Genomic DNA, 23,390 nt, shown 5'->3' with positions numbered 1-23,390 from the left:
TGCCATATTTGTCTCATGGCAGAATTTACGCAATCCACCAAGCTTCACAATGTGCTCTACGACATCCGCGGTCCGCTGCTGCAAAAGGCGCAGCAGATGGAGGCCGAAGGCCACCGCATCTTGAAGTTGAACATTGGTAATCCAGCTCCCTTCGGCTTCGAAGCTCCGGACGCCATCTTGGTGGACATGATCCGCCACCTGCCCCACGCCCAGGGCTACACGGACTCCCGCGGCATCTTCTCGGCACGCACAGCAGTGGTCCAGTACTACCAGACCCGCGGCATCCAAAACATCCACGTCGATGATGTTTATCTGGGCAACGGCGTCAGCGAGCTCATCACCTTGTCCTTGATGGCCTTGCTCAACAATGGCGATGAGGTCCTGATCCCCACCCCCGACTACCCGCTGTGGACGGCATCTGTCAGCCTCGCCGGTGGGCGTCCCGTGCACTACTTGTGCGATGAGGACAACGAGTGGTGGCCCGACCTGGAGGACATTGCGGCGAAGATTACGCCCAAAACCAAGGGCATAGTCATCATCAACCCCAACAACCCCACGGGTGCCGTCTACCCCAAGCACATTGTGCAGGGCATGGTTGATTTGGCCCGCAAGCATGACCTGGTGGTGTTCTCCGATGAGATTTACGAGAAGATCCTCTACGACGATGCCGAGCACATCAACACGGCCACCATCACCGGGGAGGACGTGTTGTGCATGACCTTCAGCGGACTGTCCAAGGCGTACAGGATTTGCGGCTACCGCTCCGGCTGGTTGGCCATTTCAGGGCCCAAGGCCGATGCCGCCGACTATTTAGAGGGCATTAACCTGCTCGCCAATATGCGACTGTGTGCCAATGCCCCAGGCCAGCACGCCATCCAAACGGCCTTGGGCGGGCACCAGAGCATCGAGGACTTGATCCTGCCCGGCGGGCGGCTGCGCGAGCAGCGCGACGTGGCCTACAAGCTGCTCAATGAAATTCCCGGTGTGAGCACCAACCAGGCCAAGGGCGCACTGTACTTGTTTCCCAAGTTGGACCCTGAGGTGTATCCCATCAAGAGCGACGAGAAATTCGCCTTGGATTTGCTGGAATCACAAAAAATCCTCATTTCCCACGGCACTGCCTTCAACTGGGTTCGCCCCGATCATTTCCGCCTTGTTACCTTGCCCAATGTCCTTGATCTCGAGGAAGCCATTGGGCGCATTGCAGATTTCCTGAGCACGTACAAACCCTAGGGAAAGGCTCCACCGTGTCACTTCCGCTTGGTTTCACCTCTCAACTGTCCGATCTTCTGCGCGTGGGCAAGGGCTTTTCCTTGGCTGCACAACCCACCGATGCGGCGTCTGGTTTTGATGGCAAGAAGGTCGACGGCGTAGCCACCTTGGCTGCCCGGGCGCCAGTTCTGGCCGGACTTCAGGAACAGCTTTTTGCTGAGAGCCGCTATGGCGGCAAGAAGTCGGTGCTGTTGGTGTTGCAGGCCATGGACACCGCCGGCAAAGGCGGCATCGTGAGCCGTGTTGTGGGGGCGGTGGACCCGCAGGGCGTGAAACTGAAAACCTTCAAGGCGCCAACGGATGAGGAAAAGGAGCACGACTTTTTGTGGCGCGTGCGCCCCGCGGCGCCCGGGCCGGGCATGCTGGGTGTGTTCGACAGGTCCCACTATGAGGACGTGCTGATCCACCGGGTTCACGGGTGGGCCGATGAGGCTGAAATTGAGCGGCGCTACGCAGCCATCAACGACTTTGAAGCGGAACTCGCAGACGGAGGCACCACCATTGTCAAGGTCATGCTGAATCTGGGCCCCGATGAGCAGTTGGCACGGCTTTCAGCCCGCCTGCACGATCCCACCAAGTATTGGAAGTACAGCCCCACGGACCTGGATGAGCGCGAGTTTTGGCCCGACTACATGAACGCATACCAGCGGGCCTTTGAACACACCAGCACTGAGCGCGCACCGTGGTACGTGGTTCCGGCGGACAAAAAGTGGTACGCCCGCATGGCTGTTCAGGAAATTCTCATCGAGGCGATGCGCGGGATGAACCTGCATTGGCCGGCGGGGGACTACGACCTGGCCCATGAAAGGTCCCGCCTGGTCGGCGCCTAGCCTCTCGGTTGTTGACGCAGGACGGGGAAGAACTCCGCCAACGCCGCAACGGCGCTGATGTCCTGGGTGGTTCTGCCCGCAACAATGACGGCCTTTCGCTGACGGTTGGGCACCACATGCCCACCGCCAAACACCGTGTACAGTGCCACAGGCGCCAGACCCGGCTGCTCGTAGCGGGTGAGTGTCACGGCGGTTCGTCCGCTTTCGGGCCTATGTGGCAGCACCGTGGTCTTTGGTGCTGCTGTGATCCCGTTCCTGGCTGCAAAGTAGGCGGCCGTCTCCGGCGCTGACGGTCCGCGCGGCCTGCCCAAAAGGCTACCGAACCAGCCCTCACCCCCATAGGGCACCACTGGGTCATGGGTCCCGTGGATCAGCATCACAGGCACCGGCTGGTACTGGTCTGCAAAGGCCAGCCCGCCGGGCCGCGGCAAGGTGGCTCCCACAATGGCAGCTCCGTAGAGTTTGTGCGGGATCTCATGGATAAGCCGGATGGCCAACTGCCCGCCGTTGGAAAAGCCAACAACTATTACCGGAACCTGACCGTGGAGGGCATTAAAGTGCCCGGCCAGCGCATCCATGAAGGCAACGTCATTGGTGGCTTCGCGGGCGGACTTGTTGTGGTTCCACCGCTTCTTCAGCCCGTCAGGATAAACAACCGCCACACGGCCCTCCGCCGCCAAGAAGTCAAAACTGTTGCCGCTAAAGGAGCGCACCGCCTGCCCTGTCTGGCTCGAGCCGTGCAACACGATGAGGACGGCGGCGGGCTGGCTGTAGCGGCGTGCATCAGGTGGTGGTCCAACCAACAGGTACCGCCGTCTCCTGCCGGCAACCATGAGCGTTTCGCTGCGGCTGGAGACTCTTGGCGCGGCGGGAGCTCGGGTGGGTCCCGGCAAGAGGGACTTTAGCCACGCCTGTGCCATCACGGCTCCTGTCCGTTGGGTGCTGATCGCAGGTGAGGTTACTGCCCGGGCTGTGCGTCGCCATCAGTTGCTCGGGCGGCGTCAAGGCGAGCCTTGGCGCCCTCGAGCCATTCTTCGCAGCGCTTGGCCAACGTTTCGCCCCGCTCCCAGAGGGCCAGGGAGTCCTCCAGGCTGGAACTTCCAGCCTCAAGCTGATTGACAACGTTTATCAACTGTTCCCGGGCTTGCTCATAGCTGAGGGCTGCAACGTCGCCGTTGGGGGTGGCGGCTGTGGTGGGGCTCATGCGGATTCCTTTGCTGTGGTGTCGGTGCGCTCTAGAGTCTCTATTGCGCCTGAGGGCTTTTCGCCGCTGGAGGCCGTGGCCGTAAAGGTGCCGCCCGCCACCCGGATGCGCAGAGGCGAACCGGTGTGGACCTGTTCGGGCAGCCGGACAATGCTGCTGTCCTCCAACTGCACCACAGCGTAACCGCGGTCAAGTGTTTTCTGCGGCGACAGGGCACGTACTTGGGCCTGCAAGTGTGTCAACTGATCGGCATGGCGCCCCACCTGGGTACGCACCGCGGTGCGGGCCCGCCCCGTCAGGGCCGAGACGTCGTCGTACTTGGTGGAAAGCATCATGGCAGGGTTGGCCAGCACCGGGCGGGAACGCAAATAGGCAAGCCGCTCGGTCTCACGGTCCAAGAGGTCATGGATTCGGCGGTTGAGCTGCGTGCGGGCCTGATCCACCCGCCGTAATTCCTCGCCAACATCGGGAACTATGCGCTTGGCCGCGTCGGTGGGGGTGGAGGCGCGGAGATCGGCCACCTCGTCAAGCAGCGGCCGGTCGGCCTCATGGCCAATGGCACTGACCACGGGGGTTTGTGCGGCAGACACGGCGCGCACCAACGATTCATGGCTGAACGGCAGCAAATCCTCCAAAGACCCGCCACCCCGGGCAATGACAATCAGGTCAACGCGGGGATCGGCGTCGAGCTCGGCCAGGGCGCCAATGACGGCCGTGACGGCATTGACGCCCTGGACAGCCACCTCACGGATTTCAAACTCCACGGCAGGCCAACGCAGTGAAGCATTCCGCACCACGTCCTTCATGGCATCGGAGTTGCGGCCCGTAATGAGGCCGATCCTGTGCGGCAGCAAGGGCAAGGGCTTTTTGCGGCGCGCATCGAAGAGTCCCTCGGCGGCCAGTGCCTGGCGGAGTTGCTCAATGCGTGCCAGCAGATCGCCCAAACCGACGGGGCGGATGTCCTGTCCCTGCATGGACAAACGGCCTGTTTTAAGCCAAAAGTCGGGTTTGAGCTGTGCCACCACCCGGGATCCACGTTCCAGCGGGGCCTCCAGGCGGCTCAACACAGAACCCCAGATGGTTACGCTCAGGGAGACTTCGGCATCAATGTCACGCAGCGTCAGGTAGCTGACATTTGCGCGCTGATTCAATTCAATGACTTGCGCCTCAACCCATGCCGGCGGGGCCTTTTCAATATGGGCCTTGAGCTTTTGGCTGAGCAGCTGCAGCGGCCAGGGATTGTCCGGGGAGGTCTCCGCAGCCGTGGGTGCAATGACCTTACGTTCAGGGGTTTCTGCCATGGCTTAAGCTCACCGTCCTTCACAAGGGTGTCCAGCGTGGCCGTCCAGTACAGCCTATGAAGTAACTCTAGCTTTCCTCACTGACATTCAAACCGCGCTATCCACAGGCATGTACTAGTGTGGAAATCCATTATTGGATTCTTTTTTGGTTTATAAGGATGGCACATGCGCACCGCAGGCTCGGCAATTTTGATCATTGTGGCCCTATTGCTGGCATCAGTGGCAGGGCCCGCAGTGTGGTTGCAGCGCAACGTGGTTGAGCAGAACGGCTTTGTGGCTTTGGCCGGACCGTTGGGCAGCAACAAGGAATTCCAGGATGGCTTGTCCACCATGGTGGCCACTCAAACCACTGCCTCCTTGGATCTGCCGCCCCAATTGAAGGAACTGGCCGCTGCCATTGTCAACTCCACTGCGCGCAGCCTTTACACGGATCCGGGCTACCCACAGGCCTGGACTGAGACCCTGGCCCGCAGTCACGCACTGTCCTTCGCAGCAGCTGGCAACAAGGAGATTCAGGGCGATCTGCAATTGGACATTGCTCCCCTCGTGGCAATGGTTGCCGCCCGTGTCAGCGAGGACGTGGGCGTCACCTTGCCTACGCCCAAGGACGTGGTGGTGAGCCTGGAGCAGCCGCAGGTCGCGCGTCTTTTGCCGCTGGCCACAACGCTGGGCGGCTGGTCGGTATGGCTGGCTGTCATCGCCGTGGGCCTTCTGGTGCTGGGCGTTTTTGTTGCCCGACGTCGATCGCTGGCACTCATCTTCGTCGGTGTTGGCTTGGCACTTGTTGCCTTGTTGTGGTTCCTGGCCTCCGGCATGGTGGAGACCGTCCTAGCTAATTTGGCTGTGGGGCCGGCTGCTGCCAGCCAGATGGGTGCGCAACTGGCTGTGCTGGCGCAGGACAGCTGGCAGGGCGGCATTACTGCCACGTTTATTGTTGCGGCCGTGGTGGCGGCAGTTGGTGGCACATCTCTCATCGTGGCGCGCAGGCGCACCACGTAAGATGGTAGCTATGAGCGCCACTGCTGTTTCCGTCCCCATGCCCGCCGTTCCGCGTCGTCGCAGGTCGCCCGAAGAGGTGGCTGCCGCCGCTCCCGTGACTGCCCCGAAGCGGGTGCTGCTGGCGGCCCCGCGTGGCTATTGTGCTGGTGTTGACCGCGCAGTGATCGCCGTGGAGAAGGCCTTGGAGCATTACGGTGCCCCGGTCTATGTGCGCAAGCAAATCGTGCACAACGTTCACGTGGTCTCCTCTTTGGAAGCCCGTGGCGCCATTTTCGTTGAAGAGAATGAGGAAGTGCCCGCAGGGGAGCTGGTGGTCTTTTCAGCCCACGGTGTCTCACCCGCCGTGGTGCAATCGGCTGCGGACCGTGGCCTGCGCACCATCGACGCCACGTGCCCGCTTGTCACCAAGGTGCACAAGGAAGCTGTCCGATTCGCCGAGGACAATCACATCTTGTTGATCGGCCACGAAGGCCATGAGGAAGTTGAAGGCACCTACGGCGAGGCGCCTGAGAGCACCACGATCGTGAACAACCCCGAAGAGGCGCGCACCGTCCAGGTTGATGACCCTGACCATTTGATCTGGCTTTCCCAGACCACCCTGTCAGTTGATGAGACCATGGAGATCGTCGACATCTTGCGCGAGCGTTTCCCCAACCTGCAGAACCCTCCCAGCGACGATATCTGCTATGCCACCACCAACCGCCAGGTGGCCATCAAGAAGATCGCCCCCCAGGCTGAACTGGTCATTGTGGTGGGCTCCGCCAACTCCTCAAACTCCGTGCGCCTTGTTGAAGTTGCGCTGGAATACGGGGCCAAGGCCTCCTACCGTGTTGACTTCGCCAACGAGATCGACGAGGCCTGGTTTGTTGGTGTGGCCAGTGTTGGCGTCACTAGCGGGGCCTCGGTGCCGGAAGTTCTTGTCCAGGACGTGCTGCGCCTGCTGGCCGAGTACGGTTACGGCTCCGTTGAAGAGGTTGTCACGGCCGAGGAAGACATTTTGTTCTCCCTGCCCAAGGAACTCCGCGCCACCATGAAGGCCGCCGGCGATCCCACGTACAAGATGGGCGCCAAGAGCAACAGCTAGCCTTACAGTTCCAACTGACTGGAGCCGGCATTTTTTGTAGGCGACGTAAAGGAGACGCCAAAGGCCGCCCGCGGCCGACGCGTCGGATAGTCGCCGGAAAAATGACGACTCAAGTCAGCTGGCTACATCGAATTCCGGAGCTGTGAGCATTCGTGGCGTGACCTCCACTTGGGCGGGGGATTCGAGCGTCTTCGGGTCCATGGCATTGAGTTTGCGGGCGGTGGGAAGAACTCTGGCCTCCAGCGTGCCCACCAACTTGTTGTACCTGTCCACGCTGGTCTTGAGCGAAACACCCACGGCGGAAACAGCCTCACCCATGGTGCCCAGACGGGAATACAGCTGGGCTGAGAGTTCAAAAAGTTCCTTGGCGCTTTCGGTGAGCACATCCTGGCGCCAGGTGAAGGCCACGGACTTCAAGATGGCCAGCAGCGAGATGGGCGATGCCAGCACCACATTCTTGCTCATGGCGTAGTCCAGGAGCTCGGGGTCGGCCATAAGGGCTGCGGACAGGATCGACTCCACGGGGACAAAACAAATCACCAGTTCGGGGGAGTTTTTGGCCGAGGTCCAGTACTGCTTGTTGCCTAGGGCATCAATGTGGACCTTGACAGCCTTGGCATGGCGGGCCAAGTGTTGCTGGGTTTCGGCAGTGTCTGTAGTTCCGGCGTCGTGGGCGTTAAGGAATGAGGTCAGCGGAACCTTGGCATCCAGGACCAGCTCCTTGCCGCCGGGGAGTCGCACCACCATGTCGGGGCGGTGAACGCCGTCGTCCGTATTGGTGTGGACTTGTTCCTGAAAATCAACGTGTGCCAGCATGCCAGCGGCCTCCACCACGCGGCGCAACTGCACCTCACCCCACTTGCCGCGTGCGCTGTTGGAACGCAGGGCAGCGGCGAGCGACGAGGTGGTGGCCAGCAACTTGGCGTCGGCATCCTTGGCGTCGCGCAGTTGCTCGGCGAGCTGGCCGTACTGTTCAACACGGTCGCGTTCCAGGAGGGCCACTTGGCGCTGCACGGCATTGAGCTTCTCCGAAACCGGTCCCAGGGCCTGCAACACGTTGGAGTCAGAGCCCTGCTGCGCCGCCAGGGCGTGGTTCTGGGTGGCCAACAGTCGGCGTTCGGCATCGGCGGCAGCGAAATTCGCGTTGAGCTCGGCCGCGCGGTTGTGTGCCGCATCCGCTTCCTCCGTGGCACCGCGCAGCCTGCCCAGCAGCAGCCACGCCACCACGGCTGCGCCTAGCGCAACGCCTGCCAACAACATCAAGATGGCTACAAGCCAAGCGATTCCAGTCATGGAACCACTTTCGCATGAGCCACTGACATTGGTGTTTTCTGGCCCGATTTCGCACACGCAAGCATAATTCCAGCCCGACCGGTAGAATCACTTACCGTGGCTCTTACTATTGGCATCGTCGGACTGCCCAACGTCGGCAAATCAACTCTTTTCAACGCACTGACACGCAACAATGTGCTCGCAGCGAACTACCCGTTCGCCACGATCGAGCCCAACGTTGGCATCGTCAGCCTGCCCGATCCCCGCTTGGCAAAGCTCGCCGAGATCTTCGGATCCCAGCGCATCCTGCCCGCAGTGGTGTCCTTCGTGGACATTGCCGGCATCGTCAAGGGTGCCTCGGAAGGTGAAGGCTTGGGCAACAAGTTCCTCGCCAATATCCGCGAGGCTGAGGCCATCGCCCAGGTCATCCGCGTCTTTGATGACCCGGATGTTATCCACGTTGACGGCAAGGTTGATCCCAGCTCCGATATGGAGACCATCAACACCGAGCTGATCCTGGCCGACATGCAGACGGTTGAAAAGGCCATCCCGCGCATCGAAAAGGCTGTCAAGCTCAAGCAGCGCGAAGCGGCTGAACTGAGTGCCATCCTGGCGGCCCAGAAGGTTCTGGAACGCGGCGACACCATTTTCTCCTCCGTCAAGAGCGACAAGCTGGAGATGGAACACCTGAAGGAATTGGCGCTGCTCACGGCCAAGCCTTTCATCTACGTGTTCAACGTTGATGACGCAGTGCTGGGCAACCCGGAACGCCAGGAAGAACTGCGCGCGCTGGTGGCCCCGGCCGACGCCATCTTCCTGGATGCCAAGCTGGAAGCTGACCTCGTTGAACTCGACGAGGAGGAAGCCCGCGAAATGCTGGAGATGAGTGGCCAATCAGAGTCAGGCATGGACCAGCTGGCCCGCGTTGGTTTCCACACCCTCGGCCTGCAGACTTACCTCACGGCAGGCCCCAAGGAAACCCGCGCCTGGACCATCCACCAGGGCGATACCGCCCCGCAGGCTGCCGGCGTCATCCACACCGACTTCCAGCGCGGCTTCATCAAGGCTGAGGTTGTCCACTTCGAGGACCTGATTGAGGCCGGTTCCATGCACGAGGCCAAGGCCAAGGGCAAGGTTCGCATTGAAGGCAAGGAATACGTCATGCACGACGGCGACGTGGTGGAATTTAGATTTAATGTATAGAACCGCCTCGGTCTAGACCGTAAGAAATGCCCGGAATGGTTTTACATTCCGGGCATTTCTGTACCCGGCGTTAAAATATCCTTAACGAATGTTCAAGGAGCGATGAGGACAAAGGATCGCCCCTTGAATCTGGACTGATGGCCATCGGAGGTCTTCGCCTTTCGGGAGATCCCGCGCGATTCACGCAATAGCGTCTCGTTCTGAGAAGCCCGAGGCATTCAATTGTCTTGCAGTAGGAAACGGCTTGGCTGGCCACTGATCGCCGCGAAAGGTTGATTTTGGATTTAGCGTCTAATTCTGTCTTTGTGGATGGGCTGCTCCAGCAGTTAATAGCTGAAGAACTGGCCTTTCCTTGTCTGCCTTGGCGCAAAAACACGAGTCACAGGTGTCCGTATTTCTATTTCGGATACTCGATGAAATGCTGGCGAGCGGAATGACATCCATACTGTCTTCAGTGTTTGACAACAAGGACTAACTAGGAAACTCCGGAGTCGATGAGAACGATGTGCGCTGTAAGCGATGGGAATCATAAGGGCATAGATTTCAGCTTCAGTCGAGGATTTTGAGATAGCCGTGGACAGTGTCGCTCAGGGACGGGCCGCACATGTCTGTGCCGTAGTGCAGACTTGAGAAATGGGAACCCTCGACATTATCAACTCCGTTGGCGCGAGCGTCGGAGCAGTAGCCGCAGTAAGCGCGGCAGTATTCGCCGGATGGGGTATTCGCCGGACAACCAACGACAACCGCACCAGGGCCCAACCGGTCCTGGTCGCCGAGTTTGGCCCGTCCGAGTTCAGTTCAGAGACCATTCGATTGGTTGTCAAGAACATGGGGGAGACGCCAGCCCGGGATATACAGGTAGTCTTCGAACCGCCGATACCCGAGGGTGAAAAGGGGTCCCACGCATGGGTGCTGCACGAGAGGTATGACAAGGCCATCCCCACCCTCGCTCCCGGGCAGCAACTCGGCAACTCTTGGTGGCTTTCAGATTTCAGCCTCGATGACCCGTCCTCACGCAATGTTCGCGGCCTACCCAACGAGGTCAAGGTAACCTTCACCTACACCGGACTGGACGGCGTGGAGCTGAGCGATTTCTACAACCTCAATGTGCGGCTAGTCCTGTTGGAGGGAAATGCTGTGTCATCGTCTTCGGTCCCCGGTCGACTGGAGATGATCGCAGCGTCGACGAAGGTAATTGCGGACAGCGTCAAGTCCACCATCCCGCGCATTGCGGAGGTAATGGAAGAGCGGAAAGAGCCCGCGTACTCCGAGAACGAGGACGATCTCCATGCGTGATTCGTTCCAATTGATCCCGTCAGATGACGAGGCACTCCGACTGATTGGTGAGTTCATTCACCTGACTGATCAAGTTGGGGTAGATACCGCTCCGGGGATCACTTTCTTCGGCACCACGATGCGCGGTGACGCCGGTCAGATCAGTCAAGCGGCGTACAAAGTTGAGCGAATTTTGGATCTCCTGTTTCCTCGTTGGCGGTTCGACGTGGAGTCTCGGGACAAGAGCTACAAGTTCACTAGGAAGAAGGCCGAACACGCGCGGGTCGAGATCGAGGAGGGCGCGCTGCTGCGGCTTCGTAACGAGCGGGAAGGGCTCGATGCGGAGATCGTGCCGGCGGGCCTGCATCCTTGGGTTTGGAACGCGGCGTCAGGGCTGTGGAGCCAAGGCTTCTACATGCATGCCATCTTGGAGGCCGCGAAGCAGATCGTCACGGAGTGTCAACGCAAACTAGTACGCTTCGACCTGAGTGAAGCTGACTTGTTCGCTCAGGCGTTTTCTCTGGCAGAGCCGAAGGAAGGTAGTCCGCGTCTTAGGTTGATGGAGGACAACGGCGGGGACACCTACAAGAACGTACACAAGGGTGCGATTGCGTTGGCACAAGGACTTTTCTGGGGCATCCGCAATCCCGGCTCACACCACACAGAACAGCCCATTGACAAGCAAGTGGCGCTGGAACAATTGGCAGCGTTCAGTGTTTTTGCGCGGTGGGTCGATCAGGCGGAGGTCGTACGAGCTTAATCGCTTCTTAACGTGTGAGTTTTGACGGTCGTCGGCTAGTCACTAGCTGACGTTATCGATTTCATCAACGCCCGGTGCGCAGTCGTCGCGTCGGCAATTCCGTAACCTTTAGGAGAACTCTGTGATCGAGGAGATCGCGCTTGCTGGAACGCACTGCTTCGAAGCCGGTGCCGTATTAGGTGACCTGACGACGATCAACTATGTTTTTGGCCCCAACGGATCCGGTAAAACGACGATCAGCCAAGGCCTTGCAAGCTTGTCCGCAACCGATGGCGACGCCGGTGGACTAGCGGTCCGATGGGGACAAACGAAGCCAACCGTCAAGGTGTATAACCGAGATTACGTGCGTAAGGCATTCACCAGCGTTGATGGCGAGGAACCCGGGGTCTTCCTGCTTGGCGAAGACGGTGGTGAGGCGTACGAGAAGATCAAAGCGATTGAGAAGCAAAAAGCCAAGGCTGATCACAAGGTCATAGCTGCCCAGACAAACCTAGATCAACGTTTAGCAGAAGCGAAAAAATTGCGTTCTGATCTGGCCGACACAATCTGGCTCAAACGGTCTGTCATCCCAGTATTGGTCCAACAACGCATGTCTGGGCTGAGGGGAAGCAAAGACCAGTGTCTAGAGAAAGTGCTCGCTGCGGCTAAAGCCCATCCCCTGCGAGGTAACGATGATTTTGACGCTCTCTCCAAAAAGACAGTGGCGGCATTTGATGACTCGGCCAAAGAACGGCCACTGTACTCTGCAGCACCTGAATTAGTCTGGGATGAAGCCGCGTTCCAAGCAGCTCTGAAGACGCCCATCGTTGGCAGTGCAGATGTCCCGCTCATGGATCTAATTGATCGCCTGAGCAACTCTGACTGGGTTCACGAAGGTTTGGAGTATCTCAATTCAGGGGAAAACACGGAAGGATTGTGCCCGTTTTGTCAGCAGAAGTCTCCGGCAGCACTGGCTGGGCAGCTCGCAATCGTTTTTGATGAAACCTATGAAAAGAAACAAGCTGAAGTGGTGGGGTTCCTTGCGATCATTACTCAAGCCATAGCGGCCCTAGAACAATACAAGATAATCAATGCCACGAGCCTCGCTAGCGCAGTCGGAGAAGAAGAAGTTGACAGCGCGTTTCATGTACTAATGCTTGGCCTCGCCGCGGCGGAGAAGGCCATGAACCAGAAACTTCTCAAGCCTTCTGACAAGGTTAGCTTCCCCTCCGTCAAGGCTGACTATGACTCATTGAGCGCCATTGTGGACAGGGCAAACGATGACATCACGAAAACCAACACAGTCATTGCTGGTCGACATGGACAGCGGAACCTCATCGTTGACGAGGCTTGGCGCGAGTTTGCACGTGGCCATCTGAACGAATTGCTCAATTCGCACGTAAAGCAATGCGAGCAATCAGATCGTGTTAACCAGTCCTTCCGGGACACCATCCGCACCCAAGGCGATTACTCCGAAGACCACGAGACGCAACTTAAGGAGCTGAGGAAGAAGACAACGTCTAGCGCCGCGACTATCGAAGACATCAACAGGTTTCTCGAACTCAGCCAGTTTCACAGCATTAGGCTGGCCGCTGCCAAAGCCAAGAAAGACGGCTATCGAATCATTCGTGAGGACGGCCAGTCTGCAGACATCGAGACGTTGAGCGAAGGCGAACGAACGTTCATCACTTTCCTCTATTTCTACCATTCGTTGTCCGAAGTGAGGCAGGAGCATGAATCTGACAGGGTTCTTGCTGTGATCGACGATCCCATCTCAAGTCTTGACGGGGACATCATGTTTGTAGTTTCAGCTTTGATTCGCATGCTGATCGAGGAAACTAGAATTGGGAATCATGACCGGGTCCAGCAAGTGATCATGCTGACGCACAACACCCGCTTTCATAATGAAGTCAGCTACCACCACAACGCCAGTTCTTCTTCGGCAACAAAGTACTACCGCATCAGGAAGTATGCGCCCCAACCCAACGCCGTCGAAGACTGCGGGCAGAAGAACCCCATCCGCACTGCGTACCAGGAATTGTGGGACGAGGTTCAAACCGCTGCCACCCATCGGACGAAGCAGATGCCGTGGTTGCCGAATGTCATGCGGCGAATTCTGGAAAGCTACTTCACGACTCTTGGCGGCGAGAAGAATCTCTATGAAGTAGGTGCCGAGCTTCTGCCGGTGGAGCGTGCACTTCACAACGCGCTCATTGCGTGGTCACACAGCGGCTCACACACGATCATGGATGACGACGTCTATGCACAAAATTCAGCTCCAAGCGGTCATTGGCTTGACGCGTTCAAGCGTCTCTTTGAGAAGACGTCGAGCGGTGCGCACTTTGGGCACTACGCCATGATGATGGACAGGGCACAGGCATACGTTGTCTAAGTGAACTTGTGCCAGCCACGTAGCCTGCAAGCTTCAGGCGTTTCCAACCGCGCGCGGACCGTGTGAAAGGTTGTTCCATGACGTAACTCGGTGGAGTTCCGCTTCAACGTCTAGGTCCTGACATTCATGCAATCTTTTGTGATGGCCGCCGAGAACACTTGTTCTTGGCGGCCATGTGCTTTTTCTACGGGCTACCAAATGGAAATGATGTCGTCCGCCGAGGACGAGTCAACGTGACACTGACCGCGAAGCCAGTAGCCGTAATTCCTTAGAACAGCGGCCAGGGCACCGCCGACATTTCACCGCTCGGAGCCGGAAACTGCCCTGCCAAGCGCAACCGGGCGCAGCGCGCGGCGAGCGTTGCGATTTCTTCGGCGCTGAGCAAGTCCGCCAGGTTTCGGCCCAGCTCACCATGCAGTCCTTCGCTGACACGATCTATGCCGTCCAGTTCCTCGGAAATTAGGTCCTCTCCCAACCAGCCCCACAGCACCGTGCGCAGCTTGTGGTCACGGTGAAAGGTGAGCCCGTGGTCCACACCGTGCCGGTGTCCGTCAGCCATGGCAAGGATGTGGTCGCCTTTGCGGTCGGCGTTGTTGACGATGACGTCGAACACCGCCATGCGTCTGAGTGCAGGCGAGTCTTCGTGAACGAGAGCGACCATCCGTCCGTTCTCATCTTGTCCCTGGAGAACTTGTTTCCAACCCGTCTCCGGCACGTGGTCGGCCGCGATCAGGTTCACGGCGTCTTGGGCGGGATCCTGCTCCTGCCAGAGCTGCACCATTCCTTCGCCCATCGGACCATCGCGCAGCCAGGTGTGGGGCACGACGCCCCAGCCGAGGGCCTGCGAAACCAGATAGGCGGCCACCTCCCGGTGGGCCAGCGTTCCCTGGGGAAAATCCCACAGCGGACTTTCGCCGGCTATCGGCTTGTAGACGACCACCACGTCGCCGATGCTGCCAAGAAATGTGGCGTTTGACGCCGTCGTGATGCGGCCGGTGAGCGTTAGCTCGGCGGTCTCTAGGTCCGGCGTTGGCATCAGAGCTCGGGAAGGGTGCAGATGTGTCCGTCAGCGTCCACGGGATAACCGCAGAGCGGGCACAGGGGACGCCCAGCACCCACGATCTCGCGGGTGCGCTTGGCGAATGCGCGGGCGGTGCCGACCGGGATTCGCACCAGCAACATTTCGGACTCGATAGCGCCGTCCTCATCAGACGATTCGTCGTTGTCATCATCGTCATCATCGGAATCGGGGATGGGGTACGCCTCAATGACGATCTGGGCCGTGGTTGGGTCCCACCCCAAGCTCATGGCCCCAGTGCGAAACTGCTCCTGGACGGCCTCGAGCGGCTCATTGTCGACAAGTTCAATGGGAGTACCCGTGGGAATGCTGAAGGGGTTGCTTTCGACGGTGAGGAGCTGATCGAGAATATCGTCGATATTCTCGGCGAGCAGAGCCGACTGCTGCTTCTCCAGGGCAATACTAACGATCTGCTTCCCTGCGCGCACCTGCAGGTAGAACGTGCGTGCCCCCGGAAGGCCGATGGTGCCAACGACGACCCGATCAGGCCAGGAAAACTCGTGAACAAGTGTAGGCATGTCAATATTCTAGGCGCATGATCTTCATGGCGCCTTTGTCCCTGCACCGCCGCCCACCGGCGCATCGCCAGAGTGGATGTGGTTCGAGAGCCACGATAGATCACCCGCGTCGGTGTTGGTCGCGTAGACGCTCGGCCGACTGGGGCCGTAGCGCACGATCGATACGGAGGCGGGGCCCACGTTGATTCGCTGGAACAGGTCAAGGTGCATGCCGAGCGCGTCGGCGAGGATTGACTTGATGATGTCACCGTGACTCACCGCCACCCATACGGCCCCTGGCCCGTACTCGGCTTCGAAGTCTGCATCGTGGCGGCGAATTGCTGCCACTGACCGAGCCTGCATCGCTGCCATGGATTCACCTCCGGGAAAGACGACGGCGGACGGTTGCGACTGGACAACCGGCCACAGATCCTCGGTGGTGAGCTCACTGAGCATGCGGCCCTGCCACTGGCCGTAATCGCATTCGGTGAGATCGAGGTCAACGGGCGCGTACGGCGCGCCAGTCTGGCGATCGAGGATGAACTGGGCGGTCTGCTGACAGCGCTCAAGGGGGCTCGACACCACTCCGACTAAGGGCACGGGCGCGAGCCGGTCTCCGGTCAGAGCCGCTTGGTCCCGCCCGATCTGGTCCAGGCTGACGCCGACAGCCCGACCGGCCAGCAGTCCAGTGGCATTGGCTGTGGTGCGGCCGTGCCGCACGAGAATAACTGTTGCCATCCACCCAGCCTAGCCACCCGCCGTCGACGAACCCAGCCCAGAAGCCGAGTGTCACCAACTTGATGGACAATCAGAGCAAGCCGGTGCAGGTGTAGCCCCTTGATCTCATCACGCGTTCGCGCGCGGTCACCTCGAGTTCGGCTCGTTCGAAGACGTCGACTACGTCTCTTTCGTTTTCCATTTCATGTCGACCGGAATGTGCCTGCGTTCGAACTCGGTGCCAACCCAGTCATATAGGGGCTTGTAGTCGAGGGCAGGATAACGAAACAGTTTGATCTTCAGCTGCGGTATGCCGGCCTTCGTTTTGAGTCTCGGAATGCCCAAGGGCTCCTTGAGATGGACTACGAAAGCGGAATTCAGATCAGCCCGATCCCAAATGGCCTGGATTGCGGCATGGTTGTGATACTGGATGCTGGTGACATGGGAAATGGAATCCCAGGGGATCTCGTGGCCTCCCCTCACAGTGAGCCCTTTTGCAGAAATCTTCAGGTCAATGGCGTTCTCTCGCTTACGGAATGTCCCCATCACGCCAGTCGCGAACCCGATGCAGCCGAAGATGACGCAGATTCCGCCAACTGCCATCGGCAGACCGCCGACCCTGATCTGTGCAAGATAACTCGGCGTGCCGGGAAGGTCAATGGTCGCCAAGTACAGGCCCGGAAAGAACATGAGAAAGCCGAAGAAGAGGTTTTTGAAGCTCCTGTCCAGCATGGGCCAGTAGTGCGGACTCGAACTGACGAAGTCTCTGATGGCGTATTTGCCCGATCTTGCGTTCTTCAAGGAGTAAATTTCTCGCTTTCCTGGTATCAGCTGCCGGTCACGAGATCGTCAGCGACGGCCGAACAAAGACGTGGCTACGTCTCTTTCGTTTTCCGCTTCTCGTCGATCGGAATGCCTCGGCGCTCGAACTCGGCGATGAACGCTTCGTGGAGGCGTGTGTAGTCGACGGCGGGATAACGGACCACGTTGACCTTCAGGTAAGGAACACCGTCTTTCGTCCTGAGCCGAGGAATGTCCATGGGCCCGTTGAAGTGGACCTCGAAAGCGCGATTCAGATCAGCTCGGTCCCACAAGAGCTGGATTTTGGCAGTGTTGTCATACTGGATGCTGGTGACGCGGGAAATGGATTTCCAGGGGATCTTGTGACCACCCCTCACGGTGATTCCGCTCGATGCGATCTTCAGATCGATCGCATCGCTGCCTTTGCGTGCCATGCCCGACCACGCAGTCACCACCCCGACACGGCCGTAGATGAGAGCCAGCCCGCCAACCATCGTAGGCGTCCCATTGACGATGATCCGTGCGCGACTGCTCGACGTGTCGGGAAGGCCGTTGAGGATCAAGTACAGGCCCAGCGGTAGCATGATCGCGGCCACGAACAACAGTTTTGTGCTCTTCTCCATCCTGGGGGCATGGTGCGAAACCGAACTGATGAACGCTTTGAAAGGCTGCTTGTGCCATGGTGGATTCCTCATGGGAGTGCTGTCTTGGCTCTCGTCCAATAGTTCAATTCCCATCTTCGCGGTTGTGCTTTAGGCGACTGCTTGGCGCGACGGTCCCAGCGTAGGCACCGCCGTCTCAATTATTTATTATTGCAGGCCCCGCCAGTGCAGCCCTGCCCCGAAGTCGTCGGGCAGTGCCGCGAACTTAACCGTGCGGTCATGCCCGCGGGTCGCCGAACCGATCCCGGCGAGGCAGTTTTCCGGCCACCTGACCTCCAAAATGATTGCAGTTCAAAATCACTCTGAGCTAGGGTTCAAGTGATTCCAGATTGCAAGCACACAGGGAGATCTCATGGCTCGGACGCGGGTACACAGCCTGTTCGTTTCTTCAGACGGATTTGCCGCTGGTGATTACGTGACGCTCGAAAAGCCGATCGGTGATGCCGGGGCGCTCTTCGGTAAGTTCGACGGACGCGTCATCCACGGCATCCATGGCATGGACGACCCGGTGACCGTGGATCGGGCCATGTTCAGCATGTGGGCCCAAGGCATCGGGGCGGAGATCATGGGCCGCCGAAAATTCGGTCCGCAGTCGGGCGAATGGCCCGACGACGGCTGGAAAGGATGGTGGGGAGACGCACCGCCCTTCCTCACTCCGGTCTTCATTCTGACTCACTATCCTCGCAAGTCACTCGAGTTCGCAAACGGCACCAGCTTCCACTTCGTAGATGCGTCTCCCGAGAAAGCGCTTCGTCTGGCGCAGGAAGCGGCCGGCGGTTTGGACGTTCGGATCGGAGGCGGGCCGTCGACAGTGAACGAATTCCTGCAGGCTGATCTCATCGACTTCCTGCATGTGGTGATCGTTCCGATCGTGCTCGGCTCCGGTGTTCGGATCTGGGATCACTTGGCTGACTTGGAAGGCCGGTTCAGCGTCGAATCCATCAGCACGTCCAGCGGGCTGACGCATCAGCTGTGGAATCGGAAGGACCGCGCGTGAATGACGACCGTGCGGCAGTTGAGCCCATCATCAGCCTCAAAGGCGACAGCTGCCGACTACGAAAACACCAAACCACCGACACCAAGGCGCAATAGAAAAACACAACCTATGGCCCTGTTTTCAAATTGCCCTACTGGCCCTATTTTCGGTTGGGGGTTTGTGTTGCGTCTGAGCTGTTCCTCGACGTGGTTCAGGATCGCGTGATGGTTCGTTTGAATGCCTAAAGTGTCTCCTTGGAGCCACTCCGAGTACTGAGAGCATCAAGGTAGCTTCTAGACACAAGAGAAGCCCGGCATCTATAACGATGCCGGGCTTCTAGCGTTTAAATGGTTTTTGAGACTGAGCTGATACGGCCATGGGACGAGAAATCACCTATGCTGATACTAGATACAACATTCGATGGAGTAATTAACGTGAAGGGGTAGGAATCATGAGTGCGACGAACCAGCTAGGAAAACCGACGGGTGCTTTTATAGGGGCTTCCTGGATTGCTTTGGGGCTAGGAATGGGGGTCTACTTCATAGGCCTTTGGAACGCGAAGATGGAGCTGAATGAGAAGGGCTTCTATCTCACTGTGTTTCTATTCGGGCTTTTTGCGGCGGTGTCCCTCCAGAAAGCGGTCCGCGATAAGTCCGAGGAAATCCCCGTGACATCCATTTACCTCGGGATCGCCTGGTTTGCGCTGCTGGCGTCACTGTTGTTGCTGGCGATAGGTCTCTGGAATGCAGAGTTGCTGTTGAGCGAGAAGGGTTTCTACGGCATCGGTTTCGCCATGAGCTTGTTCGCCGTCGTGGCGGTGCAGAAGAACATCAGGGATCTTGCAGCCCACAAGGCTGTCTACCCTGATCTACACGTACAGGCCAGGCCCAGTTTTCTGGACAAACCAGAGCTGTAAGAGGTCCAATTGCAAAGAAGCCGCAGAGCCCACCTCTGCGGCTTCTTCTGTGGGTCGGATCATTAGCCTCTTAGGCTGACCACTGCGAACTCATCGGCTGCTCAGGCTGAGCGCACTGCCGTGAGTGGAATCATTATCCAGAATTTCGAGCATGCATGCCGCGAGGTCACCACGTGGAATCGAACCGTAGGGCTTCCCTTCTCCGGTTGCCCCGAGCGCAGTCCAGGTGCCGCTGGGGACCTTGTTGGTGAGGCCGGCTGGTCGGACCACTGTCCAGTCAAGACCAGAGGTGGTGACGGCCAACTCCTGCTCGTTGTGGTCAGCCAAGGCCCGTCCGAGCACGAGCTGAGTAATCAGCCGAATAGGAGCCGGTAGCGCCGACGCCGAATCACCTGCCCCCAGTGAGGATTGCACAACGAGCCTGCGCACGCCTGCCGCCTGCATGGCCGCAATGATTGTCCGTGTGACAGCAGCACGTTGATGGTTGACGCCCTTAGCCCCACCTACGGTGACAACTACGACGTCGGCTCCGGCCACGGCTTCGGCGGCTGCTACAGGATCCGTCGCATTGCCGGTGATCGCCCGAGTCCCGGCCGGCGCGTTGCCGCTCCGGGAGAGGACTGTGACCGAATGCCCTGCCTGAAGGGCAAGGGAAGCCAGCTGAGCTCCGGTGCCTTTCGAGCCGCCAATAATCGTGATCTTCACGAATTCCTCTTTCGTCGTCGACGCCGTTGATGTCTTCGAGAAGCTTACCGGCGCCCGCAAGGCCGAGAGTTCTGTAGTGGCAAGTGCCCCGGGCGCAACGGCGGGCGCAAAAATACCGTCCGGATTCGCTGGTTCGGTCTAAGATGTTCTCTGCCCGGCTTTTTCTCCGGAGTGTCAGAGAATCAATGCATTTCTGCTCTCAGGCGTCATGACTACACCAACCGCAAGACCCAAGGAGTGCACCATGTCTGTTGGCTTGCTCGCCATCGTTGACGACATTCTGACCGCCGCTTTGAAGGCGTCTGCTAAATCGGCTGGCGTGGTGATTGATGACGCCGCCGTCACCCCGCAGTATGTTGCCGGCCTGACGCCCGCCCGCGAACTGCCGGTTGTGGCCAAGATAGCCCGCGGCTCGCTCATCAACAAATTCGTTTTCATCATTCCATTGGCCCTGCTGCTGACGGCCTTTGCGCCGTGGGTGCTGCCGTACCTGCTGATTATCGGCGGTGTTTACCTCTGCTACGAGGGTGCCGAAAAGGTGACCGAATGGTTTGGTCACGTTCATGCCCACAAGGAAGAGGGGGCACGCGATGAGAAGGCGCTCATTGCTGGTGCGGTGCGCACGGACCTGATTCTTTCCACCGAGATCATGCTCATCTCGCTGTCCAATCTTGACCCGGAGATGGGCTTCTGGATGCGGCTCGGTGCCCTCGTGGTGATTGCGTTGGTGATGACGGGTCTGGTCTATGGTGCGGTTGCGCTGCTGGTGAAGCTCGACGACGTCGGCATCAAGATGGAGGCCAGCGAGAACAGCGGCACGCGCAGGATAGGCGCCGGAATTGTGCGTTCCATGCCAGCCGTGTTCCGCGTCATCAGCATCATTGGCACCGTGGCCATGCTCTGGGTGGGCGGTCACTTGGCCATCCTCAACGTGGGCGAGGTGGGCTGGCACTGGCCCATAGACCTGCTGCACAAAGTTGAGCATGCCTTGGAGCCGCTCGGCGCCGTTGTGACCTGGTTCGGCGACACCTTGGTGTCCGCGTTGGCCGGACTGCTGATTGGCCTGATCGCCGTCGGCGTCATGTTGCTTGTCCAAAAGCTGCTGCCCAAGCGCCACCACGCGGAAGCCTAAACTCGCCCGGCTGAACTGAATAAAGCTCGACGGCGGCACCCACCTTGGGTGCCGCCGTCGATCTTTATCTGGCTACAGTTCGGTGACAACTTCCCACGAGGAGTGGATGGCGCCGTGAATATAGTTGACGGCGCCGGCATCGCCAACCACGTCAAAACTGATTCCGGCGTCCTGCAGCTTGTCCGCTAGGGGAGCGGCCGCCGTCGTGCCGTCCGCGTAGACCACCATGGCCGCCGGGGCACTGAAGGATTCCTCGCCCTCGGTCCACTCGACAGTCTTGGGCGTGATGCGGTCTATCGTGACGTTACGGTGAATTTTCACGCCGTGGTCAAGGGAATCCTTCACAGCAGTCCAGCGCCGCGGCATGGCCAAGGGCAAGCCCAGCTGCTGCTTCTCATGCAGGAGAGTGACATTGCGGCCACGCTCGGCGAGGAATTCGGCAAGCTCCAAGCCAACGAGCGAGCCGCCAATGACCACAACGTTTTTACCCATGGGCAGCCAGTACTTGGTGAACTGACGCACGAACTCGGGGCTCTTGGTCAGGCCAGAGAGGCGTCCCATTTTGCCAAGGTTGCTGAGGACGAAACCAGCCTCCTGTGCCGTCGCGGTCCCGAGCATCATGGCACGCAGGGTGTCGCCGGTCTGTACGTTCGGCAAGTCGCCGCCGGGGAAGTCCGGCTTGGGGCGGACAGCGCCGGTCGCCACGATCACGTGATCGGCGTTCAGTGCCCGGATCGTCTCGACGGTGGCCGGTGTGTTGAGCTTGACCGCGATGCGCAGGCGCTTGATCTCGGCCTTGAACCAGCGCAGCAGGCGTTCGTTGTCAGGGGTGGTCATCGTGGAGAACCACATCGTGCCACCAAGGCGATCTGACTTATCGAGCACGGTGACGCGATGTCCGCGCTCGGTAAGGACACGGGCGCTCTCCAGGCCTGCAGGGCCGGCGCCCACCACCACCACATGCTTGCTCGCCGAGGCGGGCTTGAGCGGCAGCAGCGCCTCGTTTCCAAGTGCAGGGTTAACTGCACAGAAGGGGGTGTCGTCGAAGAAGTTCTCGGCAACGCACAGGTAGCAGTTGATGCAGGGGCGGACCTGGTCGAACTTGCCGTCGCGCAGCTTGTTCGGCAAGTCCGGGTCGGCCAGCAGCTGGCGTCCCATGGCGGCAAAGTCGATCTGGCCGGCCGCAATGGCCTTTTCGGAGATCTCCGGCAGCATCCGGCCCACGGCGATGACCGGGATCGTGAGGTGTTTTTTGATCTCGGCTGCGTTCTTCAGGTAGGCGCCAACCTTGCTGGGCAAGGGGCCGTCGGTGAAATTATCGAAGGGGTTCCGCCCCCATCCGGTCACGTGGATTGCGTCCGCGCCAGCCTGCTCGAACAGTTGCGAGGCCTCAATCGCTTCCGGTAGCGTCAGGCCACCTTCTTGCCCGTACTCCTCGCCGGAAACTCGAACGAGGATGGCCAGCTTGTCGCCGACCCTCTCCTTGACGGCCTTGATGACCTCGCATGCAAGACGGGCCCGGTTGGCCAGCGGGCCGCCGTACTCGTCAGTGCGCTTGTTATCCCGCTGGTTCAGGAACACTCCGAGGATGTAGCCGTGCGCCACATGGATTTCGATAGCGTCGCAGTCAGCCTTGGCGATGCGTTCGGCGGCGTCGGCCCAGTCGGAGATGAGTCCGGAAATATCATCGTCGGTCATTTCCTTGTACGTTGCCTGCTTCCCGGCGGTGGCTGCACCCATCCGACGCAGTTCATCCGGGGTGCTATCTGCCAGTGCCGACATGTTGTAGCTGTAGTCAGGCTTGTTGGGTGCAAGGACCGGGCGATCGTTGGCGACGTCAACGCGGGCAACCTTGCCGTGGTGTGTGGACTGAATACACAGCTTGCTGCCAGCCGCGTGGACAGCGTCAGCCAGCGCTTTCAGGCCCGGGATGAACTTGTCATCCGAGAGTCCCGGCTCCTTCATCGAGGCCGCGCCAAAGGGGAAGGCAATGGCGCAGGCGCCGGTGATGATGAGTCCGGCTCCTCCGGCGGCGCGAGCCACGTAGTGGTCGATCTCGGGCTGTTCGATCTCGCCGTGCTCGGAGACGTTCATGTCCATCGCCGGGAGGACAATGCGGTTGAGTGTTTGCATGGGGCCGATGCGTCCGGCGGCCATCAGGTGCGGGAATGTCTTGGTGTTCATAACTCAATAATACTGTCCTATGGACACTATAGTTTACTGGTCATCGTCAAATTCGGCTGCCTAGAGTGTGTGATGCGACGCAACTCCCACATCAGGGCGTCGCGCCGCCGAATGATGCAGTGAGTGCGCAGCTGATGCGACTTCCGGCGCT

General features: G+C 59.3%; 22 protein-coding genes. 11 read left to right on the top strand and 11 right to left on the bottom strand.

Annotated features, from left to right (window positions below):
• Positions 1–15: 15 nt before the first annotated feature.
• Together CVS27_RS17780 and CVS27_RS17775 are read left to right on the top strand one after the other, a co-directional pair.
• The gene (locus tag CVS27_RS17780) at positions 16–1,233 is read left to right on the top strand and encodes a pyridoxal phosphate-dependent aminotransferase (protein ID WP_103467196.1); all 1,218 of its coding nucleotides are present in this window, start codon (positions 16–18) and stop codon (positions 1,231–1,233) included.
• A 14-nt stretch (positions 1,234–1,247) separates the two neighbouring features.
• The gene (locus CVS27_RS17775; protein WP_103467195.1) at positions 1,248–2,102 is read left to right on the top strand and encodes a polyphosphate kinase 2 family protein; all 855 of its coding nucleotides are present in this window, start codon (positions 1,248–1,250) and stop codon (positions 2,100–2,102) included.
• Here the strand turns inward: CVS27_RS17775 and CVS27_RS17770 are convergent.
• From CVS27_RS17770 to xseA, 3 genes are read right to left on the bottom strand one after another with little or no spacing between them, the layout of a single operon-like run.
• Entirely contained in the window at positions 2,099–3,022 is a 924-nt protein-coding gene (locus tag CVS27_RS17770) for a CE1 family esterase (protein ID WP_103467194.1), read from the bottom strand. The genes CVS27_RS17775 and CVS27_RS17770 overlap by 4 nt on opposite strands.
• Before the next feature lie 38 nt (positions 3,023–3,060).
• Positions 3,061–3,306 carry an exodeoxyribonuclease VII small subunit gene (locus tag CVS27_RS17765; protein ID WP_103467193.1) on the bottom strand — a complete coding sequence of 82 codons (246 nt, stop codon included), beginning with the start codon at positions 3,304–3,306 and terminating at the stop codon, positions 3,061–3,063.
• Positions 3,303–4,607 carry an exodeoxyribonuclease VII large subunit gene (gene xseA / locus CVS27_RS17760; protein ID WP_103467192.1) on the bottom strand — a complete coding sequence of 435 codons (1,305 nt, stop codon included), beginning with the start codon at positions 4,605–4,607 and terminating at the stop codon, positions 3,303–3,305. Before xseA ends, CVS27_RS17765 begins: the two co-directional genes overlap by 4 nt.
• A gap of 165 nt (positions 4,608–4,772) precedes the next feature.
• Between xseA and CVS27_RS17755 the strand changes: the two genes are divergently transcribed.
• Both CVS27_RS17755 and CVS27_RS17750 read left to right on the top strand, forming a co-directional pair.
• Positions 4,773–5,606: a hypothetical protein gene (locus CVS27_RS17755; RefSeq protein WP_103467191.1), complete on the top strand. Its 834-nt coding sequence runs from the start codon at positions 4,773–4,775 to the stop codon at positions 5,604–5,606.
• A gap of 10 nt (positions 5,607–5,616) precedes the next feature.
• Positions 5,617–6,690, top strand: coding sequence for a 4-hydroxy-3-methylbut-2-enyl diphosphate reductase (locus tag CVS27_RS17750; protein ID WP_103467190.1), 1,074 nt, complete (start codon positions 5,617–5,619; stop codon positions 6,688–6,690).
• Between the two features lie 114 nt (positions 6,691–6,804).
• Here the strand turns inward: CVS27_RS17750 and CVS27_RS17745 are convergent, their stop codons facing one another.
• Entirely contained in the window at positions 6,805–7,983 is a 1,179-nt protein-coding gene (locus CVS27_RS17745) for a DNA recombination protein RmuC (protein ID WP_103467228.1), read from the bottom strand.
• Between the two features lie 96 nt (positions 7,984–8,079).
• Between CVS27_RS17745 and ychF the strand changes: the two genes are divergently transcribed.
• From ychF to CVS27_RS17725, 4 genes are all read left to right on the top strand, one after another.
• Positions 8,080–9,165, top strand: coding sequence for a redox-regulated ATPase YchF (gene ychF / locus CVS27_RS17740; protein ID WP_103467189.1), 1,086 nt, complete (start codon positions 8,080–8,082; stop codon positions 9,163–9,165).
• A gap of 633 nt (positions 9,166–9,798) precedes the next feature.
• Positions 9,799–10,461 (top strand): DUF8453 domain-containing protein, encoded by a 663-nt coding sequence (locus tag CVS27_RS17735; protein ID WP_103467188.1) that lies wholly within the window; start codon positions 9,799–9,801, stop codon positions 10,459–10,461.
• A complete protein-coding gene (locus CVS27_RS17730) occupies positions 10,454–11,200 on the top strand; it encodes a TIGR02391 family protein (RefSeq protein WP_103467187.1) in 747 nt (248 codons plus the stop codon). Before CVS27_RS17735 ends, CVS27_RS17730 begins: the two co-directional genes overlap by 8 nt.
• A gap of 121 nt (positions 11,201–11,321) precedes the next feature.
• Positions 11,322–13,571: an AAA family ATPase gene (locus tag CVS27_RS17725; RefSeq protein ID WP_103467186.1), complete on the top strand. Its 2,250-nt coding sequence runs from the start codon at positions 11,322–11,324 to the stop codon at positions 13,569–13,571.
• Between the two features lie 268 nt (positions 13,572–13,839).
• On the opposite strand, the gene CVS27_RS17720 is transcribed toward CVS27_RS17725, so the two are convergent.
• From CVS27_RS17720 to CVS27_RS17700, 5 genes are all read right to left on the bottom strand, one after another.
• Complete coding sequence (locus tag CVS27_RS17720; RefSeq protein ID WP_103467185.1) at positions 13,840–14,607, bottom strand: SCO1664 family protein; 768 nt, start codon at positions 14,605–14,607, stop codon at positions 13,840–13,842.
• Positions 14,607–15,167, bottom strand: a complete 561-nt coding sequence (locus CVS27_RS17715) for a DUF3090 domain-containing protein (RefSeq protein WP_103467184.1) — start codon at positions 15,165–15,167, stop codon at positions 14,607–14,609. The genes CVS27_RS17720 and CVS27_RS17715 overlap by 1 nt, the downstream gene beginning before the upstream one ends.
• Before the next feature lie 24 nt (positions 15,168–15,191).
• A complete protein-coding gene (locus tag CVS27_RS17710; protein WP_103467183.1) occupies positions 15,192–15,884 on the bottom strand; it encodes a histidine phosphatase family protein in 693 nt (230 codons plus the stop codon).
• 159 nt (positions 15,885–16,043) lie between these two features.
• The gene (locus CVS27_RS17705; protein ID WP_103467182.1) at positions 16,044–16,664 is read right to left on the bottom strand and encodes a hypothetical protein; all 621 of its coding nucleotides are present in this window, start codon (positions 16,662–16,664) and stop codon (positions 16,044–16,046) included.
• A 74-nt stretch (positions 16,665–16,738) separates the two neighbouring features.
• The gene (locus CVS27_RS17700) at positions 16,739–17,287 is read right to left on the bottom strand and encodes a hypothetical protein (RefSeq protein ID WP_133162980.1); all 549 of its coding nucleotides are present in this window, start codon (positions 17,285–17,287) and stop codon (positions 16,739–16,741) included.
• A 391-nt stretch (positions 17,288–17,678) separates the two neighbouring features.
• Between CVS27_RS17700 and CVS27_RS17695 the strand changes: the two genes are divergently transcribed.
• Both CVS27_RS17695 and yiaA read left to right on the top strand, forming a co-directional pair.
• Positions 17,679–18,323, top strand: a complete 645-nt coding sequence (locus CVS27_RS17695) for a dihydrofolate reductase family protein (protein WP_103467180.1) — start codon at positions 17,679–17,681, stop codon at positions 18,321–18,323.
• A gap of 430 nt (positions 18,324–18,753) precedes the next feature.
• The gene (gene yiaA / locus CVS27_RS17690) at positions 18,754–19,218 is read left to right on the top strand and encodes an inner membrane protein YiaA (protein ID WP_103467179.1); all 465 of its coding nucleotides are present in this window, start codon (positions 18,754–18,756) and stop codon (positions 19,216–19,218) included.
• Between the two features lie 90 nt (positions 19,219–19,308).
• Here the strand turns inward: yiaA and CVS27_RS17685 are convergent, their stop codons facing one another.
• Entirely contained in the window at positions 19,309–19,923 is a 615-nt protein-coding gene (locus CVS27_RS17685) for an NAD(P)-dependent oxidoreductase (protein WP_165788200.1), read from the bottom strand.
• Positions 19,924–20,167: 244 nt separating this feature from the next.
• On the opposite strand from CVS27_RS17685, the gene CVS27_RS17680 reads away from it, so the two are divergent.
• Entirely contained in the window at positions 20,168–21,055 is an 888-nt protein-coding gene (locus CVS27_RS17680) for a DUF808 domain-containing protein (protein ID WP_103467177.1), read from the top strand.
• 72 nt (positions 21,056–21,127) lie between these two features.
• On the opposite strand, the gene CVS27_RS17675 is transcribed toward CVS27_RS17680, so the two are convergent.
• Positions 21,128–23,239: an FAD-dependent oxidoreductase gene (locus CVS27_RS17675; protein WP_207767563.1), complete on the bottom strand. Its 2,112-nt coding sequence runs from the start codon at positions 23,237–23,239 to the stop codon at positions 21,128–21,130.
• Between the last annotated feature and the right edge of the window lie 151 nt (positions 23,240–23,390).

It is taken from the genome of Arthrobacter glacialis, assembly GCF_002909445.1.
Lineage (GTDB): Bacteria > Actinomycetota > Actinomycetes > Actinomycetales > Micrococcaceae > Specibacter > Specibacter glacialis.
Note: the sequence above shows the minus strand (reverse complement) of the source record. Positions and strands in the feature narration are given on the sequence as shown.

Coding starts and splice junctions, on each gene's coding strand:
- CVS27_RS17780 (WP_103467196.1), top strand. CDS start 16: ATGGCAGAATTTACGCAATCCACCAAGCTTCACAATGTGCTCTACGAC.
- CVS27_RS17770 (WP_103467194.1), bottom strand. CDS start 3,022: ATGGCACAGGCGTGGCTAAAGTCCCTCTTGCCGGGACCCACCCGAGCT.
- CVS27_RS17765 (WP_103467193.1), bottom strand. CDS start 3,306: ATGAGCCCCACCACAGCCGCCACCCCCAACGGCGACGTTGCAGCCCTC.
- xseA (WP_103467192.1), bottom strand. CDS start 4,607: ATGGCAGAAACCCCTGAACGTAAGGTCATTGCACCCACGGCTGCGGAG.
- CVS27_RS17755 (WP_103467191.1), top strand. CDS start 4,773: ATGCGCACCGCAGGCTCGGCAATTTTGATCATTGTGGCCCTATTGCTG.
- CVS27_RS17750 (WP_103467190.1), top strand. CDS start 5,617: ATGAGCGCCACTGCTGTTTCCGTCCCCATGCCCGCCGTTCCGCGTCGT.
- CVS27_RS17745 (WP_103467228.1), bottom strand. CDS start 7,983: ATGACTGGAATCGCTTGGCTTGTAGCCATCTTGATGTTGTTGGCAGGC.
- CVS27_RS17735 (WP_103467188.1), top strand. CDS start 9,799: ATGGGAACCCTCGACATTATCAACTCCGTTGGCGCGAGCGTCGGAGCA.
- CVS27_RS17730 (WP_103467187.1), top strand. CDS start 10,454: ATGCGTGATTCGTTCCAATTGATCCCGTCAGATGACGAGGCACTCCGA.
- CVS27_RS17720 (WP_103467185.1), bottom strand. CDS start 14,607: ATGCCAACGCCGGACCTAGAGACCGCCGAGCTAACGCTCACCGGCCGC.
- CVS27_RS17715 (WP_103467184.1), bottom strand. CDS start 15,167: ATGCCTACACTTGTTCACGAGTTTTCCTGGCCTGATCGGGTCGTCGTT.
- CVS27_RS17710 (WP_103467183.1), bottom strand. CDS start 15,884: ATGGCAACAGTTATTCTCGTGCGGCACGGCCGCACCACAGCCAATGCC.
- CVS27_RS17700 (WP_133162980.1), bottom strand. CDS start 17,287: ATGGAGAAGAGCACAAAACTGTTGTTCGTGGCCGCGATCATGCTACCG.
- CVS27_RS17695 (WP_103467180.1), top strand. CDS start 17,679: ATGGCTCGGACGCGGGTACACAGCCTGTTCGTTTCTTCAGACGGATTT.
- yiaA (WP_103467179.1), top strand. CDS start 18,754: ATGAGTGCGACGAACCAGCTAGGAAAACCGACGGGTGCTTTTATAGGG.
- CVS27_RS17680 (WP_103467177.1), top strand. CDS start 20,168: ATGTCTGTTGGCTTGCTCGCCATCGTTGACGACATTCTGACCGCCGCT.
- CVS27_RS17675 (WP_207767563.1), bottom strand. CDS start 23,239: ATGAACACCAAGACATTCCCGCACCTGATGGCCGCCGGACGCATCGGC.